Here is a 16,086-nt window from a genome sequence, read left to right on the forward strand (position 1 = left end):
CATCCCTGTCCTCGGGATGAGTGTCTATTGAAAGGCATTGAGACTGTTATTGATATTTTATGTAGTTGTGTAATCTGTATAGTGTATATTTTATGATAAAGGCTTATGGATTATCTACTTATGGCTTAGAAACAACCAATTGTACCATTGCTTAAAATTTCGTCTTATCATTCAGAAGTTCGATTTGATTTCCATTTTTTCGAATCCTAAAAAGTATCAGCAGATCACTGATTTTGTATTTTAGGAGGAACTCGTCGAAGAGCGCCTCGTGCTCCGCGCTCAACCTTTGTCGAGCGTGCTTCAAATCAGGCGGTGCGTCGCCTTGATTAGTCAGTCCGCCTAGGCGGCATTTAAGCGCGTAGCGAAGGGCACCCTTGTCTTTGATCGGAACAATGGTGACCGGCTTTAGCGTCGCAAACGCCTTGCGGTCATAGCGATGATGAAGATGGGTCCTAAGAGTTCGTTGGTCCGAGCCCGCAACCACCAAATGTGCATGTGGCCGCACGACGACTTTCCCGTGGTCCGAGTATCCCAGATCGAAATCCACTCTGCCGACCGCCACGATCGTTTGACCCGAGGCTTTCGCTGCCTTTTTCAAACAACGTTTAATGGACTGGGCTATGCCGCTGACGGTGAACTGGGGTAGCTGTTTCGGCACCAACCAATACGCAGGACTGGCCACTGTCACGAATAGAGGTTGTGAGTCGAGAGGAGACAGGATTTGCGCCAACCGTGGCACTTCCTTACGTTCCAATCTGATCTGGGCCACTCGACACATCGCTGAGCAAGGGTAGGGGCTCGGCGAGGATCTACGGTCTGCTGGGATTTCGGATCCGAGTCCACAGCAACCCTTTCGGCACTCCATAAGCGCATCGTTGGGTGCAATCTTGGCGAGATCACGAAGGCGGCGCAGCCTCCGTCGATGATCGGCCAGCGCGTGATCCATGTCGCGATATTGGCGCCACTTGGTTGGCAGAGTCAGGGGGTGTCTGGCTTCAGCCATTTTGCCCTCCTTGGCTCGTGTTCTGAAAGGTGTGTTCCTTCTCCCAAGACAGAACGTCCGACAGGCGATAGCGGACCGAACGGCACAGTTTGACGTAGGGTAGGGAACCGCCGGTCACGCGGCGATTTCGCAACGTTTTGACCGAGATCGACCACCTCTTGGCGAGGGCTTTCTCGTCGAAGAAAGTCTCCTGGGCTAAGTGAGTATTTTCTGTGATTTCGGACATCGAGGGTCACTCCAGTTGTTGTGGGGACCCGCACTCTCCTCGAAGGACGGCTGACGAAAAATGGCGAAAAATCAGGTTATTATGGAAAAATCGAATATACCTGAATTAACGATTCAATGGGCGTCCTGGTCTTCTTCTTGAGAGGTCTACAAGCTTCGCTCTATCGCTCTCATCCATGGCCTCTGGATCAAACTGTTCGGGCTCTGCTGGTAGGCCTCTTTCATCCTTTTTCATGCTCTTGGGAGTTAGATTGTCGTAGACATATCTCGCCCTCCGAAGGCAACGCTCAACGTCCTCGGAGATGAGGTACAGGCTCGCCGGCTCAATGAGAATTCGATTGAGAAGACACTCCCCGTCGCCGTCAAAGATATTGTACGCGGCATAGGCGACCGCGGGCGCAAAGCTTTTGTGCGCAAGATCGTTTTCGATAGTCTTTTTTTGCCTGGGCTCTCTCTTCTTCGGCTTGCCGGGAAGACTAGTCTTCCCGGCCGAAGTGGCCGCCCGGATTGGGCGCCAATCGATCCACGTAGGGATGTCGTAGGCTTTGGCTGCGGTCAGGGCGATTGAAAAATCAGCTTCACCGATCGCATGCCTCATCGTGTGGAGGCCCGCATACATTATCAGCGTGTCGTGTAACCAATTTGAGGCTTTCAATATTTCGACCGCCATCTGGTCTGAAGTCTTGGCTGTCGATACGACCGGAAGTCCCCCAACGCGCTTGTAAATTCCTTCATAGAAGGGCCGATACGGCTTAGCCAAACGAGCGTAAGTCATGTCGATCGTGTGAGTTCGAAGATCAGATGTCCTATCGATTCTCTCCATCTGGTCCGCCGTCGATCGGACAGCCGAGCGCAACACTTGGAGGTGGAGTTCTGCGTTAGAGGGATCTGCCAACCAGGCGCCAAACATCTTCCCGGCAATAGATCGTTCTGCCTTGGGCAGATCAGGATCGAAAAGGACGGACTGCAACTCCAAAATGTCCACCACCCCGCCATCTGTAATAGACCGCATAGCGCCTGTTTGATCTTCAGGTGCAGGCGTTGGAGGATTGAGCAACACTTCTCGAATTTTCTTCGCCTTAAGCTTGGCGAATTGTTGCACCCAATAACGTCTCAGGCCACGAAGGGCTCTTTGGCGCGAGTCAACGTTCGAGCTACCTTCGTCATCACCGTCTGCCATCGGATCCTTCCCCCTCAGCGCCTGGAACAAAGCCTATCTGTGGCCAGTACCGACCAACGCTAGCCGCCTTGCAATTTCCCCTGAAACGTCTGTCGAAGCCGATGCAAGGGCCGCGTCCGGCCGATGTACGTAACGCGATGTAACGGTTCTGCCCTTGTGCCCCAACAGTCCAGCAATGGTTCCGTCCGAATAGCCGAGCTCCGAAGCCACGGATGCGAACGTATGCCGCAAGACATGACAACTCACGTTGTCCAAACCCGCGGATCGAAATAGCTTGGGCGCGATCTTGTTAAGCCCCTGAAAATGCGAGGTGCCTCTCGCTCCTGGGAACACAAACGGACAGTCTTTCTGTCTGGGCAATGACGCGAGGATCTTGGTGGCTACCGAACCAATGGCGCGGAGGCTTCGACCGGATTTGGTATCCTCGAGCCGCAGCAGGAATGATCGAGATCCACTTCGCTCCATCTCAATTTGGCGATCTCACTGGATCGGCAGCCCGTCAGGCACAGAAGTTCGACTATATGAACCCCGGCTGGGTGAAGATGGACTCCGGATTGATCGGTCCCAGCCCTCAACTGTGCGCCCAGACTGGCGAGCTCGCCATCGCTCAAGAAGCGCTCCTTCGCTTCGCTTCTAAAGCGCCTGATTCCATGGACCGGATTGCTCTTGACGATCTCTTCGTCGACGGCCCACGACATTATTCCAGAAAGGAGGTCTGCCACGCGAGCTGCCGTAGATGCGCCCCCTATTACCCTGGCACGGCCCCGCGATTTGGTTTTCACATTGGTGGCGGTTTTTCCGACGGTGATGTCTTGAATGAGGCCTTTGACCTTGCGCGCGTCCAAATCGACTACTGCAACTGAGCCGATGAGAGGCTTTATGTGCCGGTTGATCCTGCCCTTGTCGATCGAGAGGGTTGACGTCTTTTTAGGTCGATTGAAGCGAGTCAAAACGGCCCCGGCCTCTGCCGCGATCATATAACGATCGCACAGGTCTGCCATTGTGAGGGCCGGGATCATTTCTTTTTGCGGCTCTCGAGTCTGCGGAGCTTCACCGGCTGCGATTTGACCGAATAGCACCTTCGCTTGGTGTCTTGCCTCGTCGACGGTCAAAACGCCAAAGCGACCTATCCTATGCCACCTTTGCCGACCGGCCACAGAATATTTTAGGACGAAGACAACATGCCTTCGTTGCCGCCTGACACCGAAACCGGTCACGCTTCCGCGACCTGTGTCCCAGAGGATTGAGTTCTGAGTTAGCCTCTCCGCGTCCGTCTTTGTGATCGGCACGTGCCTCTCCTAGCAACAAACTAGCAACTAGTATCGAGGGATTGTCCGATACATACAAGGTAGTCTGGCGGAAAAAATTCAACAAAATCAAGAATTGGTGGTAGCTGAGGGACGCCGGAGGATACCGGCCTTCTTCGTTTACACCGAAGATGTCGGCGGTTCGAGCCCGTCATCGCCCACCAAATTTCTTAAGGAAATTCACATAGGTACCAGCTTCCAGTTCCCGGTGACCTCGGCAACCGCCCCCGAAACCGCCACCGATATAAGCCTTGAAATGGTGGCGATGGTCCAGCGTACTTGACTGGCAACCCGCTAGCCGTGATCTTGCATCCGGGACGCTACAGGTAACTGGGCATGGGCTGGCGGGCAGACAGGGCATACGGAGAAGCTGAAAAAGAGGCCTACCACAAGTGGCGGGCCTCCCTGACGCGTACGGAATACCTCCAATGGCAATGGGCGCGCTGGCGACATTTCGTTGCCGGGGCCGCGACGGCCGGCTCGTGGGGGCTCGTCTTTTGGTGGTTGTTCGAATAGGCCTCAATCGCCGATGGCGGTCTACTCGCCGAGCAATCGAGTTTCCCGCACCGGTCGTCGTTGATATAAAAGCCGACACTGCCGTTGCCGAAGGACAGAATCCAAACGAGCGGGTCGTCGCCGTAAGAGCCGGACAGACCGTCCTCATACTGTTCCGTCGCGGTGAAACTCAAAGGTCCCCTTTCCATCGGGATATCCGCCCGACAGAGGACTTTGGAGGCATCCACGCGGTCGGCGGCAATGAAGCGGACGTTGTAGGTCTTCCCTTTCCCCTTCTCGATCTCGAGTCAGCACTGGGCTTGCGGGCACTCCATGCTGAACTCGCCGACATAGGGGTCGCGGCCGGCGGCGTGGATCGTCGCAAGGCCTGCCGACATGGAAAAGAGAACGGCAGCCGCCGAGAGTTTCCAGCGGCGCATGTCAGTAAACCTTTGCCGTATTGTCGCTGACACCGAGTGAAGCGAACTTCCGTTTCACTCCTGCAAGCACGCCGTGAAGCTCGAAAAGCTTATAGAAAATGTACGCAGGAACCAGCGTTGCTATTCCGGCGGCGATGGAACTGCGCGTTACCGTGACCGCAATACCGAGCGCTATGAAGGCAAGCCATGGAAGGAAATAATGAATCGGTGCCGCCGTCTGAACCACGTAGCCCCCGTCCTCGGCAAAGCCAAGAATCTGATTTTGGCGCTTGAGCAGTCCGGAGTTGACGAAGGCTAGACAGCCCGATGCGCCAATCCAAATTCTAGGAACAACGCTGGCTTGCGCTCTCACATTGTTGAGTGCTATCGAAGCCAGATGCTTAATCGGATTTGGATTTTCGGACGTGGCCGGACGACAGTCTTGCGCAAGCACGTTAATCGGTGCCTGAAGGACTTTTGCTCACCGCTGGGGGCAAAAACGGTTCTCAATCTCGGCGCGAAGCCAAACCACATAGACAAGGAAGGCCGAGTTTACGAGGACTATTTCCCCGGCGCGGATTTCAGAACCTTGGACTTGGCCCCGCATGATGACCCCCGCCATATCCACGGGGACTTAATGGATCTTCCGGCAGATGCCGGAACCTACGATTTGGTAATCGCGAACTCGGTCATCGAACACATCGACAAGCCGTGGGTTGCCGCTCCGAACATAACTGGCCTCATTCGGCCGGGCGGCTACCTTTTCATCGCTATGCCCTGGTTCTACCCTGTTCATGAAGGCCCGTATTTTGGCGACCATTGGCGGGCCACCCCTTCCGGGATGCGCTTTCTTTTTGAGGGCATGAAAGAGATCAGGCACGACTTTTCGCCATCCAGTCTCATTGCGGTTTGGGACCGTAAGAAATATTGGAATAAGTCGAACAGCACATCTGCCGGCTTTTGTATGCTGATGAGGCGGGAATAGCTTGTCTAGGAGACCTACAGTCAGTCTCTTCGCCAAAATTCGACGCGGGTATAAATTTCAATCTCGGAATAGCCTGCCGCCGCACCCAAACCATCCGTTCCTCAGGTGCTGGTGCAACGGTGTTCCACCCTATACGCCTTTCCAGCCACGACGGGACACGCACCTATGCTTGTAACGGTAATGCCAGCGCCATTGCTGGCGTAGCCCGCAGTCCCGACTGCCGCCACGGCCCCGTCTGTAACGTTGTAAAGCCGGCTCTTATGCTGGTCTGCAAGGGCGGGAGCATTGTTTACACCGAAGATGTCGGCGGTTCGAGCGCGTCATCGCCCGCCATGTTTTCTCAAGGGTTTGAGGTTTTCCGGTTCAGCAGCCGCGACGAAACCCGTATCGAACAGCCGCTTTGCGGACCGAATCGGCCCGTTCAGTGATGTACCGCGGCTCCAGGTCGCCCGGTTCAACGCGAGATGGTATGCTCGTCATATTATCGGCAAGGGAGGTTCGGCATGCCTGTAACGGTTGGTGCGCACCATCTGACGCTGTTCACACACGACATGGACCGTTTCATTCGCTTTTATGAAGAAATCTTCGACGCGGAAACGAAGTTCGATCTGTCCGAGCCCGGTCCCGGTGGCGGCACTCTTCGTCACTCACTAATCGACGTTGGAGGTGGCTTTGCCCTTCATCCATTCCAAATGCCGGAACCAACGGGGTATGAAGATGGGTCGATGCAGATGGGCAAGAGAGGTCACATAGATCATCTTGCGCTGAAGGTACACGATGAAGAGTGCTTGCAGGAAGTCAGGCGACGTCTGGTGAAGGCCGGCGCTTCGGATGGGACCATTACAGATTTCGGCGCTGTCCGTCTTGTGACCTTCAAGGACCCGGATGGAATGGAGGGCGAGGTCGCGCGGTGGACCGATAGCAAACGCGTGCTCGGCTTTGAAGAACGCAAGCGGGAGCTTTGGCCAGACTGATCGCGAAGGCCGCATTGGGCTGCCTCACACCTGTTCTCCAGTCATCGGCCTTTACTGTGCTATCAGCTACCTCCGATGAGGACTGGAGTCGCTGCGCGAGTCGGTCAGGCGGGGCAACGCTATCGCGCCGCCGTTGCTCGAACAAAAATTGCGTTTAGCGTTGAAATATACTTTTATCCGGGAAGAGATAATAGAACAAAAAGGTACCTTGTCTTTTAATTGTTGTTAACCATGTGTCAGCCGAAATTATCCAGTTAACGCTTGAGTCCGCTATCACGGTTATGTTCCGTATCTCATCGATATATGAGTCATAACAATGTGCGGATTCGGGGGCTATTTCGGTTCGATCCGGGATGCGGAAGCTTTGCTTGCGCGGATGACAGCTGCGATCGCCCATCGCGGGCCGGATGAGCAAGGGAAATTTGTAGCAGCCGACGCCGGGCTCGGGCATGCGCGGCTGTCGGTGATCGGCATCGGCGATGGCCAGCAGCCGATGTCCGACGTGTCGGGCAATTTGACGGTTGCGTTCAACGGCGAGATTTTCAACTACCTGGAACTGCGCGAAGGGCTGATCGCCAAGGGCCGGCGCTTCCGTACGTCGAGCGACACAGAGGTCATCCTGCACCTGTATGACGAGATGGGCGAAGACTGCCTGTCGCTTCTGAACGGCGATTTCGCCTTCGCGATATGGGATGACAGGCGCCGGCGCATGGTGCTTGCCCGAGACCGGATGGGTGTCCGGCCGCTGTTTTACACCAACAAGGACGGCGTGCTGTACTTCGCGTCGGAGATCAAGGCGCTGTTGAAGGTCCCCGGCGTCTCGGCCGAGATCGATCCGATAGCACTCGACCAGATCTTTACGCTGTGGGCGCCGATCGCTCCCCGCACGGCTTTCCGCAACATCCACGAGCTGGAGCCGGCGAGCGTGATGATTGCGACACCGGGGCAAGTCACGCTGAAACGCTATTGGCACCTCGACTATCCGCATCGGGACGCGCCGTCGAAGCTCACGAACGAGGACGATGCGGCCGAGGAACTGCAGGCGCTGTTGAGCGATGCGGTGAGACTTCGCATGCGCGCCGACGTGCCGGTCGGTTCTTATCTTTCGGGCGGGCTCGATTCATCCCTGGTCTCAGTGCTTGCCGCCGGCATGACACCTCTCCAGCTGCAGACATTTTCAGTGACGTTCGACAGCGCCGAGCACGACGAAAGCGCCTTCCAGACCGAGATGGCGTCAGCAATTGGCTCCCGGCACCGAACCATTGCCTGCCAGGCCGGCGATATCGCCGGCGTCTTCCCCGAAGTCATCCGCTTTGCCGAGCGGCCGATCATCCGCACCGCACCGGCCCCGCTCTATCAGTTGTCCGGCCTCGTTCGCCAGGCCGGCCTGAAAGTGGTGCTGACCGGCGAGGGCGCCGACGAGGTTTTTGCCGGCTACGATATTTTTAGGGAAGCGCGTGTGCGTCGGTTCTGCGCACGGCAGCCGGCATCGCGCATCAGGCCGCAGCTGTTCCGCAGGCTTTATCCCTATCTGCCGGGCCTGCAGCAGCAGTCCGTGGAGTACCTTGCGGCGTTCTTCGGCGCCGGCAACGCTGCGCTCGACGATCCGCTGTTCTCGCATCGGCCGCGCTTCAAGACCACGGCGGCGGCGAAGATTTTCTTTTCCGGCGACCTGCGCGCGACGTTGAAGGGCTATGATGCGGCCGAGGAACTGGTCAGCCGGTTGCCCCAGGCTTTTTCCCTGTGGCACCCGCTGCATCAGGCGCAATATCTCGAAAGCCGCTTCCTCCTGCCTGGCTATATCCTGTCCAGCCAAGGCGATCGGATGGCCATGGCGCATGGGATCGAAGGACGGTTTCCCTATCTCGACCATCGCCTGGTGGAATTTGCCGCAAGACTTCCGCCTGAAATGAAGCTGAAGGGATTGGTCGAAAAGCACATATTGCGCAAAGCGGCGGGGCATCTGCTTCCCAGCGCGATCCGGGAGCGTGCCAAGCAGCCCTACCGGGCGCCGGAAGCTCGCTCCTTCGTTGGAGCCGGCGAACTGGACTATGTCAGCGATTTGCTGAGCGAAGCGAGCATCGCCGCCGGCGGACTGTTCAACGCCAAGGCGGTGGCGAACCTTCATGAGAAATGCCGCACGCAGCCAGGGTCGGGGTTCCGCGACAACGCCGCCTTCGTCGGCATCCTGTCGACGCAGCTGTGGCAGAAAATTTTCACCGGCCAAAAAACCAGTGCGGCACGAGCGGCCTGATCAAATCCAGGGAAGGAAAAAATGATGATAACAATCAAGGACAAGGTCAGAGCCTTCATCGTCGACAATTTCTTGTTCGGCGACACGTCTTACGAACTTGCAGATACAGCCTCGCTGATCGAGAACGACATCATCGACTCGACCGCCGTGGTCGAACTCGTGGCGTTCATCGAGGATACCTTCGGTATTGCGATGGTCGATACCGACATCGTGCCGGCCAATTTGGATTCGATTGAGTGTATTTCGTCCTTCATCAAGGCGAAAGCGCCGGCAGTCTAGGCCCGATCGGCGAGGAGCGTTCCGTGCGGATCGAACATTTTCTGGCCGCGAATGCCGCTGCCCAACCTGCCAAGACGGCATTGATCACCAGCCATAAAAGGCTGAGCTACGAAGAACTGGACGATCTCTCGAGCCGCCTTGCCGCTGCGCTTTTCGCGAACGGCGTCAGGCGCAACGACCGGGTTGTCGTTTTCATGGACAATTGCTGGGAGATCGCGGTTTCGATTTACGCCGTCCTCAAGGCAGGGGCGACCTTCATCCCGGTCAACCCATCGACCAAGGCCGACAAGCTTGCCTACATCCTTGCCGATTGCGACGCTGCCGCGATCCTCACCCAGGCAAAACTGATGCCCGTGGTCGCCGAGGCCTGCGGCGGCAACACCGGCATCTTCGTGGCTTCGACCGTCGGCGCCGATGGCCAATGCCCGGTGGGGGCTGCAGGCCTCACGGACTGCCTGACGCTCGAAGCCGGGGAGATCGACCACCGCGGCATCGACGTCGATCTTGCGATGCTGATCTACACGTCGGGCTCAACCGGCCGGCCCAAGGGCGTGATGATGACGCACCGCAATTGCGACGCGGCGGCGGACTCCATCACCACCTATCTGCGCAACACGTCCGACGACATCATTCTGAATGTCCTTCCTCTTGCCTTCGACTACGGCCTCTATCAATTGCTGATGGCCGTCAGGCTCGGCGCCACGCTCGTGCTCGAAAAATCCTTCGCCTTTCCTCAAGCGATCTTTGAGCGTATCCGCGAGGAGGGCGTCACCGGTCTTCCGCTGGTGCCGACGATGGCAGCGATGATCCTGCAGATGCGTGACCTGGAACCGGGCTTCCTGCCCAGCGTCAGCTATATTTCCAACACGGCGGCGGCCTTGCCGCCGGCCCATATCGAACGTCTGCGCTGCCTTTTTCCCGGTGTCAGGCTGTATTCGATGTATGGCCAGACGGAATGCAAGCGCTGCACCTATCTGCCGCCCGAGGAGCTCGACCACCGGCCGGGTTCGGTCGGCATAGCCATTCCGAACACCGAAGCCTTTGTCGTCGACGACAACGGGCAGAGCGTGCCGCCAGGTGTGGCGGGTGAGCTGGTCATTCGCGGACCGCACGTCATGCAGGGTTATTGGCGAAACGAAGCTGCGACGGAACGAGCGCTGCGACCGGGCCCGAACCCTTGGGAGAAGGTCCTCTACACCGGTGACCTGTTCAGGACCGATGAGGACGGCTTTCTCTATTTCGTCGGCCGCAAGGACGACATCATAAAGACGCGGGGAGAGAAGGTGGCGCCGAAGGAAGTGGAAGCCGTGCTTCACGGCCATCCGGGCATCGCCGAAGCCGTTGTCGTCGGCGTGCCGGATCCGCTGCTCGGGCATGCGATAGGCGCGCTCGTCATACGCTCGGACCCGAAGCTCAGCGAAAAGGATGTCATGCGCCACTGCGCCAGTCATCTCGAGGATTTCATGGTGCCCAAAATCATAGAGTTCCGCTTGGAATTGCCGAAGACGGATACGGGCAAGGTCAGCCGCCGGCTTGCGTCGGAGATGATGGAGGCCGCGCAATGAGCGTTCGCCCCGGCGATGACGCGCCGGCCATCCTGGCGCAGGCTTTGGCGATCGACCTTGCCGCCGAAACGGACAGGATCGTGACCGCCTTGCGCCAGCAGTTGCGCGGCATTCGCAAGCGCGGCCTCGTGCTCGGTCTTTCCGGCGGGATCGATTCCAGCGTTTCGATGGCGTTGGCGGCGCGAGCCGTCGGGCCACAGAATGTACTGTGCCTCTTCATGCCGGAAAACGATTCCGATCCGGAAAGTCTGCGGCTCGGCCGGCTTGTCGCCGGCACTTTCGGTGTCGAGGCTATTGTGGAGGATATCGGGCCGATCCTGCGCGCCATGGGCTGCTATCAGCGCCGCGACGCTTTCATCCGCGAATTGGTCCCGGACTACGGCGAAGGCTGGGCCTCGAAGATCGTGATTGCGAACGCCCTCGAGCATGAGGGCTACAATATTTCGTCGCTGGTGGTGCAGGATCCCAAGGGGAAGCAGACCAAAATAAGAATGCCGCTGCCGGTCTATCTCGGCATCGTCGCCGCCACTAACATGAAACAGCGCACCCGCAAGCAGATCGAATATTTTCATGCCGACCGCCTGAACTTCGCCGTTCTAGGAACGCCCAACCGGCTGGAATACGATCAGGGCTTCTTCGTCAAGAACGGTGACGGCGCGGCGGACGTCAAGCCGATCGCCCACCTCTACAAGACGCAGGTCTATGCGCTGGCGGCCTATCTCGGCGTTCCCGAGGAAATCCGCAACCGGCCGCCGACCACTGATACCTATTCGCTGGCGCAGACGCAGGAGGAGTTCTACTTCTCGCTTCCCTATGACCGCATGGATCTTTGCCTTTGCGGTTTCAACAACGGCGTGGCGGCCGAAGTGGTGGGGCAGGCGGCAGGACTGGACGCCTCGCAGGTGGAACGCGTCTGGGCCGACATCGCCGCCAAACGCAAGGCGACGCGCTACCTGCACCTGCGCCCGCAACTCGTTGATGAGGTCGAGGAAATCAGTGCCTGAGCTGGCTCTCGATCCAGGTCACGCGAAGCGCTTCAGGTGAAGCGGCCCAGCCGGCTCCACTGCTCGCCCGCAAGCCCGTTCAGGAAAGCTTGCGAGTTCTTCATGGCGTTCAAAAGCTCTGGATCGCGTGAATGCACCACGGTCGAGGCAACGGTCAGGAAAGCGATGCGGCGCCCCAGCATTGCTTCCAGAAGTGCAGGTTGAATGCGGCCGCGCAGGCCGCTGACGCCGCGTACGGCGGCATCATCGATCAGGCAGTCGATCACCGCACCCGCCTGGCCGGGGAGGGCGAGGATCTGCAGCACGCGACCGATTCCGCCCGCCCGTGCGTGATAGGCGAATGCGCCGACATTGGTGCCGACCGGCGATGCCACGGAAACATAGACAAGCTCGCCCAGCTCCGGTTTTTGTGCCGCATCGGTCAGCATATGATGGATCTGGCCTGCCGCCCAGTTCGGGCGCAGGGCGAACTGGGCGGTCAACGGTTCGACGAGCCTGGCAAATGCGTCGCCGTCGATTTGCGATGTCCGAAAGGCTCCATGGCCTGCCCCGTCTGCCGCCACGCCGGACCAGCGTCGTTCGCTGGACTTCATTCGCCTGCAATAAAACCGGTCGAGGGTATTGGCAAACGGACTGAGCATTCGGGCAAGCTTCATGCGACTGGCGGAAAGGCCGAGCACAAAGCTCGCCGGCCGCATCACGCGCACCCAGTCGAGACTGTATTGCGGCAGGACAACGCCGCGCAGCCGGGTCCACAATTTTGTGGAAATGTCGTTGGCGGTCTCGCTGAACGAGATATCCTGCGGACCATCCAGATAAGCCTTCAACAAGCGGGCGCCGGCCATCGGGTCGCGTTCATGATCCTCGACCATGAGCGAACTGCAGATGGCGGCGCGTAATTGCCTGCCGTTGAACTGCATCGGCAACACGTGAACGCCGACGAACCCGGAGACGCGGCCGGCGTCGTTGACATGGACAAGCGACCGCAGATCGCCTCCGCAACCCGGCGCCTCCAGATAAAACCGTCTCATATAGTCGATGAGCGCGGCCGGTGCTTCGGTCCGCTCCTTGCGCAGCACGCGTTGGAACATGCCTGCGACTGCCGGAAGATCGGCACCTTCCAGGGCGCGAATGACGCTCAAGCCCGGCTCCCGGCACCAGAGTCCCCGCGTTTCCAGACCATGGCAAGGCCCGGCTCCCCATTGGCCATCGCGGCGAACGGCAATTGCCCGCAGCTATGCAATCTACAATTGCACTCGCTCCAGTGGTGGTCGAAAGGAGAGCTGTAACGCAGCGGCAAGGCAGGCCCTTTGCTTGATCATGAAAAACCAGCGTAGCTGCTGTTACCAGCTTCGGGTAAACCGATGTTGAAGTATTGGGCGGCGAATCGAGTTGATCGGGCGCGGATCATGGCGGAAGCAGCCGGAAATCCTTGCCTTCGGGCAGCAACTGCCCGCCATCGACGATGATGGTCGTGCCGGTAATGTAGCTGGCGTCGTCCGAAGCCAGGAACAGGAAGGCATTGGCCACGTCGCGCGGGCTGCCGAGGCGGCCGAGCGGGATGGAGTCCTCCATGTTCTTGATATAGGCGGCGCCGCGATGCAGCTGGATGGCTTCGGTGAGGATGTTGCCGGGCTCGACGCCGTTGACGGTGATGCCGTAGCCGGAGAATTCGAGAGCGGCCGAACGGATCAGGCCGTTGATGCCAGCCTTGGTCGCCGAATAGTGGCCGTGACCGGGGCTGGTGACGTGCGGGCCGGTGATCGAGGAAGTGAACAGCATGCGGCCAAAGTGCTGCGCCTTCATCGGAACGAGCGCGGCCCGGGCGGCATTGAAGCTGCCGCGCAAATTGACCGCCATGACACGGTCCCAATCCTCCGGGCTGGTGTTTTCCAGCAATTGCCAGGGATAGATGCCGGCATTCTGGACCATGATGTCGAGACGGCCGTGATGGTCGAGCGCCAGTGCTACGGCGGCCTCGGCATCGGCCATCTGCGAGATGTCGGTGCGGATGAAGGCAGCGCCGACTTCGTCCGCGGCCGCTTGCCCGGCCTCGACCTCGGTATCCGCCATCACCAGCTTGGCGCCTTCTTCGGCAAAGCGCTGTGCGATGCCCTTGCCGATGCCGCGGGCGCCGCCGACGATCAGCGCGACCTTGTCCGAAAGTCTTCCGATCTGTGGACGCCCGGTCATGCCAGCCCCCCCCTCATGCCAGTCTTTGGCGGATGGTTTGCTTGAACGCGTCGAGCAGCACGGCGGCAAGCACCAGCAGGCCGTGGATCACCTGGGTGAAGTTGGCCGGCAGGCCCATGAGGTTGATCGCCGTGTTGATGGCCGACAGCAACAGCACGCCGGCATAGACGCCGGGCAGGGTGCCGACGCCACCCTTGAGGCTGACGCCGCCGATGACGACGGCGGCGAAGGCGTTGAACAGCAGGCCGACGCCGAGGTTGGCGGTGGCGCCGGAGGTGCGGATCGCCAGCAGCCAGCCGGCAAGGCCGGCGATGGCGCCGGCGAGAACGAAGGCGATGACGAGGTTGCGGTTGACGCGGATGCCGGCGCGGAAGGTTGCGGTCTCGTTGCCGCCGATCATGATCAGGTGCCTGCCGAAGGGGGTCTTGGCCATGATCAGCGAGAAGACCACGAAACACGCAATCGCGATCCAGGCGGTGAGCGGCAGGCCAAGCAGGCGCTGAATGCCGAACCAGCGGATTGCCGGCGCGAGGTCCTGTGCCGAGCGGCCGCCGGAAATGACCAGCACGAGGCCGCGCACCCAGATGTAGGACGCCAGTGTGATGATGAAGGCACTCATCTTCACCTTGACGACCAGGTAGCCGTTGATGGCGCCGATGATGCCGCCGACGACAAGCCCAATCAGCAGCGAAACCGGAACCATCAGCCATTCCGGGTGCAACTGAACGCCAAGGCCGATACCCGCCGAGCAGAACAGGATGCCGACCGCCATTGCACTGAGCGCCGCCACGGATTCGACCGACAGGTCCATGTGACCGGTGATGATGACCAGCGCCAGGCCGATCGACATGACGCCAAGCACGCTCGACGCCTCGATGACGTTGGCGAAGATGCCGAGCTGGAAATAGTTCGGAATGGAGATGGAGAAGACCACCAGCACGACGACCAGCATGAACCAGACGAGGTTGTCGAGGACGAATTCGAGGGCGTGGCGCGTGCGGGGTGACATGTGCTGATCCGGCTGGCGCATCGATTCTCGGAAAGGATCACGCGCGGATTGGAAAATTGCTGCAGCTTGCTCTGCGCGTCCGTTCGAACGCCCAGGGCTCCGGGCCAGCGCGGCCCGAAGCCTTGGGCGACTTTGGCTATTCGACCGGCTTCACGGTGCCCGAGGGCGGCTTCATGTTGCCCCAGAAGGCCGGGTTGTCGACGTTTTCCTTGGTGATCGCAGCGCCGGGGATCTTGATGTTCGGTCCCCAGGCTTCAATCGTCACGGCCGACTTCAGGCCGAGCACATCGTACTCGCCCGGCTTGATCTCCTGCTTGTTGACGACCTTGTCCATGAACATGGCGACGGCGGCGGCCTGAGCGTAGAGCGGTTGCTCGACTTCGACGTTGAGCCAGCCCTTGCGGATCAGGTCGAGGCCGACCGGCGCGCCGTTCGAGCTCATCAGCATGACGTCGCCCGGTTTCTTGCCGGCGGCCTCGAGCGAGGCGACGGCAGCGACCGAGAGATGCGCGGCGTGACTGAAGATCAGGTCGATATCCGGGTTGGCGAGCATCTGGTCGTTGACGATGGTTCCGGCTGCATCCGCCGCCCATTGCATGGCCGGAACCGAGATGATCTTGACGTCCGGGAACGCCTTCATCTTCTCCTCGAAACCCTTCTGGATGTCGAGCGTGTAGGGGTCGCCAGGATCGCCAAGCACCTGGAGGATCTTGCCTTTCACCGATCCATGCTTCGCCTTCAAAAGCTTCTCGGCCTGATCGGCGGCAATCTGGCCGATCTCGACCGTTCCCGCCACCGAGGTGAAATCGGATGGCGTCGAGGTGATCTGGCGATCGAACTCGACAACCGGGATGCCGGCGGCGCGGGCGGCCTCGATCGACGGCTTCAACGCATTGAAATCGACGGCGGCAAGAATGATCGCCGACGGCTTGAGCGCAATGACGTCGTTCATCTGCGATTGCTGAGCGTCGGTCTTGTTGTCGGCGTTCAGCGTCTTCATCTCGTAGCCGACCTGCTTCAGGAACATCTCCAGAGCGCTCACCGAGCCGGTCTGGAATTCGTCGAGCAATGTCGGCACCAGGTAGTAGACGGTGCCCTTGGACTGGGCGAATGCCGGCGTGAGCGTGGCAAAGGCCAGTGCCAGGATACCGAAGACGGAAAGAAGTATTTTCTTCATGTCGTTCGCTCCTCTTG

Annotated in this window: 17 protein-coding genes and 1 pseudogene; 7 read left to right on the forward strand and 11 right to left on the reverse strand. The window is 59.1% G+C overall.

Annotated elements, in window-relative coordinates; all coding sequences use genetic code 11:
• Positions 1 to 151 precede the first annotated feature (151 nt).
• From AC0L28_RS27720 to AC0L28_RS27735, 4 genes are all read right to left on the reverse strand, one after another.
• Positions 152 to 1,003 carry a hypothetical protein gene (locus AC0L28_RS27720; RefSeq protein WP_473481460.1) on the reverse strand — a complete coding sequence of 284 codons (852 nt, stop codon included), beginning with the start codon at positions 1,001 to 1,003 and terminating at the stop codon, positions 152 to 154.
• Complete coding sequence (locus tag AC0L28_RS27725) at positions 996 to 1,229, reverse strand: helix-turn-helix transcriptional regulator (protein ID WP_473481461.1); 234 nt, start codon at positions 1,227 to 1,229, stop codon at positions 996 to 998. The genes AC0L28_RS27720 and AC0L28_RS27725 overlap by 8 nt, the downstream gene beginning before the upstream one ends.
• Before the next feature lie 105 nt (positions 1,230 to 1,334).
• Complete coding sequence (locus tag AC0L28_RS27730; protein WP_473481462.1) at positions 1,335 to 2,408, reverse strand: hypothetical protein; 1,074 nt, start codon at positions 2,406 to 2,408, stop codon at positions 1,335 to 1,337.
• Between the two features lie 33 nt (positions 2,409 to 2,441).
• Complete coding sequence (locus AC0L28_RS27735; protein ID WP_473481463.1) at positions 2,442 to 2,873, reverse strand: tyrosine-type recombinase/integrase; 432 nt, start codon at positions 2,871 to 2,873, stop codon at positions 2,442 to 2,444.
• On the opposite strand from AC0L28_RS27735, the gene AC0L28_RS27740 reads away from it, so the two are divergent.
• Positions 2,849 to 3,271 carry a hypothetical protein gene (locus AC0L28_RS27740; protein WP_473481485.1) on the forward strand — a complete coding sequence of 141 codons (423 nt, stop codon included), beginning with the start codon at positions 2,849 to 2,851 and terminating at the stop codon, positions 3,269 to 3,271. The two genes, AC0L28_RS27735 and AC0L28_RS27740, sit on opposite strands and share 25 nt — an antisense overlap.
• 183 nt (positions 3,272 to 3,454) lie before the next feature.
• On the opposite strand, the pseudogene AC0L28_RS27745 reads toward AC0L28_RS27740, so the two are convergent.
• The 3 genes and pseudogenes from AC0L28_RS27745 to AC0L28_RS27755 form a co-directional block, all read right to left on the reverse strand.
• A pseudogene (locus AC0L28_RS27745) lies at positions 3,455 to 3,697 on the reverse strand (Arm DNA-binding domain-containing protein); the annotation flags it as partial.
• Between the two features lie 821 nt (positions 3,698 to 4,518).
• A complete protein-coding gene (locus AC0L28_RS27750) occupies positions 4,519 to 4,650 on the reverse strand; it encodes a hypothetical protein (protein WP_473481464.1) in 132 nt (43 codons plus the stop codon).
• Position 4,651: 1 nt separating this feature from the next.
• On the reverse strand, positions 4,652 to 5,083 hold the full coding sequence (locus AC0L28_RS27755; protein WP_473481465.1) for a hypothetical protein: 432 nt from the start codon (positions 5,081 to 5,083) through the stop codon (positions 4,652 to 4,654).
• Here AC0L28_RS27755 and AC0L28_RS27760 point away from each other — a divergent pair.
• The 6 genes from AC0L28_RS27760 to nadE all read left to right on the forward strand — a co-directional run bounded on the left by AC0L28_RS27760 (position 5,072) and on the right by nadE (position 11,690).
• On the forward strand, positions 5,072 to 5,614 hold the full coding sequence (locus tag AC0L28_RS27760) for a class I SAM-dependent methyltransferase (RefSeq protein WP_473481466.1): 543 nt from the start codon (positions 5,072 to 5,074) through the stop codon (positions 5,612 to 5,614). The two genes, AC0L28_RS27755 and AC0L28_RS27760, sit on opposite strands and share 12 nt — an antisense overlap.
• Before the next feature lie 503 nt (positions 5,615 to 6,117).
• Positions 6,118 to 6,588 (forward strand): VOC family protein, encoded by a 471-nt coding sequence (locus AC0L28_RS27765; RefSeq protein ID WP_287193759.1) that lies wholly within the window; start codon positions 6,118 to 6,120, stop codon positions 6,586 to 6,588.
• Positions 6,589 to 6,904: 316 nt separating this feature from the next.
• The gene (gene asnB / locus AC0L28_RS27770) at positions 6,905 to 8,842 is read left to right on the forward strand and encodes an asparagine synthase (glutamine-hydrolyzing) (protein ID WP_473481467.1); all 1,938 of its coding nucleotides are present in this window, start codon (positions 6,905 to 6,907) and stop codon (positions 8,840 to 8,842) included.
• 21 nt (positions 8,843 to 8,863) lie between these two features.
• Positions 8,864 to 9,121, forward strand: a complete 258-nt coding sequence (locus AC0L28_RS27775) for an acyl carrier protein (RefSeq protein ID WP_473481468.1) — start codon at positions 8,864 to 8,866, stop codon at positions 9,119 to 9,121.
• Between the two features lie 23 nt (positions 9,122 to 9,144).
• On the forward strand, positions 9,145 to 10,686 hold the full coding sequence (locus AC0L28_RS27780; protein ID WP_473481469.1) for a class I adenylate-forming enzyme family protein: 1,542 nt from the start codon (positions 9,145 to 9,147) through the stop codon (positions 10,684 to 10,686).
• A complete protein-coding gene (gene nadE, locus AC0L28_RS27785) occupies positions 10,683 to 11,690 on the forward strand; it encodes an NAD(+) synthase (protein ID WP_473481470.1) in 1,008 nt (335 codons plus the stop codon). Before AC0L28_RS27780 ends, nadE begins: the two co-directional genes overlap by 4 nt.
• A 32-nt stretch (positions 11,691 to 11,722) precedes the next feature.
• Here nadE and AC0L28_RS27790 read toward each other — a convergent pair whose 3' ends face one another.
• From AC0L28_RS27790 to AC0L28_RS27805, 4 genes are all read right to left on the reverse strand, one after another.
• Positions 11,723 to 12,832, reverse strand: coding sequence for a hypothetical protein (locus AC0L28_RS27790; RefSeq protein ID WP_473481471.1), 1,110 nt, complete (start codon positions 12,830 to 12,832; stop codon positions 11,723 to 11,725).
• 265 nt (positions 12,833 to 13,097) lie between these two features.
• Positions 13,098 to 13,883: an SDR family oxidoreductase gene (locus AC0L28_RS27795; protein ID WP_473481472.1), complete on the reverse strand. Its 786-nt coding sequence runs from the start codon at positions 13,881 to 13,883 to the stop codon at positions 13,098 to 13,100.
• A gap of 13 nt (positions 13,884 to 13,896) precedes the next feature.
• Positions 13,897 to 14,892 carry an ABC transporter permease gene (locus AC0L28_RS27800; RefSeq protein ID WP_473481473.1) on the reverse strand — a complete coding sequence of 332 codons (996 nt, stop codon included), beginning with the start codon at positions 14,890 to 14,892 and terminating at the stop codon, positions 13,897 to 13,899.
• Between the two features lie 136 nt (positions 14,893 to 15,028).
• Positions 15,029 to 16,069 carry a sugar ABC transporter substrate-binding protein gene (locus tag AC0L28_RS27805; RefSeq protein WP_023798316.1) on the reverse strand — a complete coding sequence of 347 codons (1,041 nt, stop codon included), beginning with the start codon at positions 16,067 to 16,069 and terminating at the stop codon, positions 15,029 to 15,031.
• Positions 16,070 to 16,086: the final 17 nt, after the last annotated feature.

It is taken from the genome of Mesorhizobium sp. WSM4847 (assembly GCF_055811335.1).

Excerpts from the sequence above, each read along its gene's own strand:
- AC0L28_RS27720 (WP_473481460.1), bottom strand. The coding sequence starts at position 1,003 with ATGGCTGAAGCCAGACACCCCCTGACTCTGCCAACCAAGTGGCGCCAA.
- AC0L28_RS27725 (WP_473481461.1), bottom strand. The coding sequence starts at position 1,229 with ATGTCCGAAATCACAGAAAATACTCACTTAGCCCAGGAGACTTTCTTC.
- AC0L28_RS27730 (WP_473481462.1), bottom strand. The coding sequence starts at position 2,408 with ATGGCAGACGGTGATGACGAAGGTAGCTCGAACGTTGACTCGCGCCAA.
- AC0L28_RS27740 (WP_473481485.1), top strand. The coding sequence starts at position 2,849 with ATGATCGAGATCCACTTCGCTCCATCTCAATTTGGCGATCTCACTGGA.
- AC0L28_RS27735 (WP_473481463.1), bottom strand. The coding sequence starts at position 2,873 with ATGGAGCGAAGTGGATCTCGATCATTCCTGCTGCGGCTCGAGGATACC.
- AC0L28_RS27750 (WP_473481464.1), bottom strand. The coding sequence starts at position 4,650 with ATGCGCCGCTGGAAACTCTCGGCGGCTGCCGTTCTCTTTTCCATGTCG.
- AC0L28_RS27765 (WP_287193759.1), top strand. The coding sequence starts at position 6,118 with ATGCCTGTAACGGTTGGTGCGCACCATCTGACGCTGTTCACACACGAC.
- asnB (WP_473481467.1), top strand. The coding sequence starts at position 6,905 with ATGTGCGGATTCGGGGGCTATTTCGGTTCGATCCGGGATGCGGAAGCT.
- AC0L28_RS27775 (WP_473481468.1), top strand. The coding sequence starts at position 8,864 with ATGATGATAACAATCAAGGACAAGGTCAGAGCCTTCATCGTCGACAAT.
- nadE (WP_473481470.1), top strand. The coding sequence starts at position 10,683 with ATGAGCGTTCGCCCCGGCGATGACGCGCCGGCCATCCTGGCGCAGGCT.
- AC0L28_RS27795 (WP_473481472.1), bottom strand. The coding sequence starts at position 13,883 with ATGACCGGGCGTCCACAGATCGGAAGACTTTCGGACAAGGTCGCGCTG.
- AC0L28_RS27800 (WP_473481473.1), bottom strand. The coding sequence starts at position 14,892 with ATGTCACCCCGCACGCGCCACGCCCTCGAATTCGTCCTCGACAACCTC.
- AC0L28_RS27805 (WP_023798316.1), bottom strand. The coding sequence starts at position 16,069 with ATGAAGAAAATACTTCTTTCCGTCTTCGGTATCCTGGCACTGGCCTTT.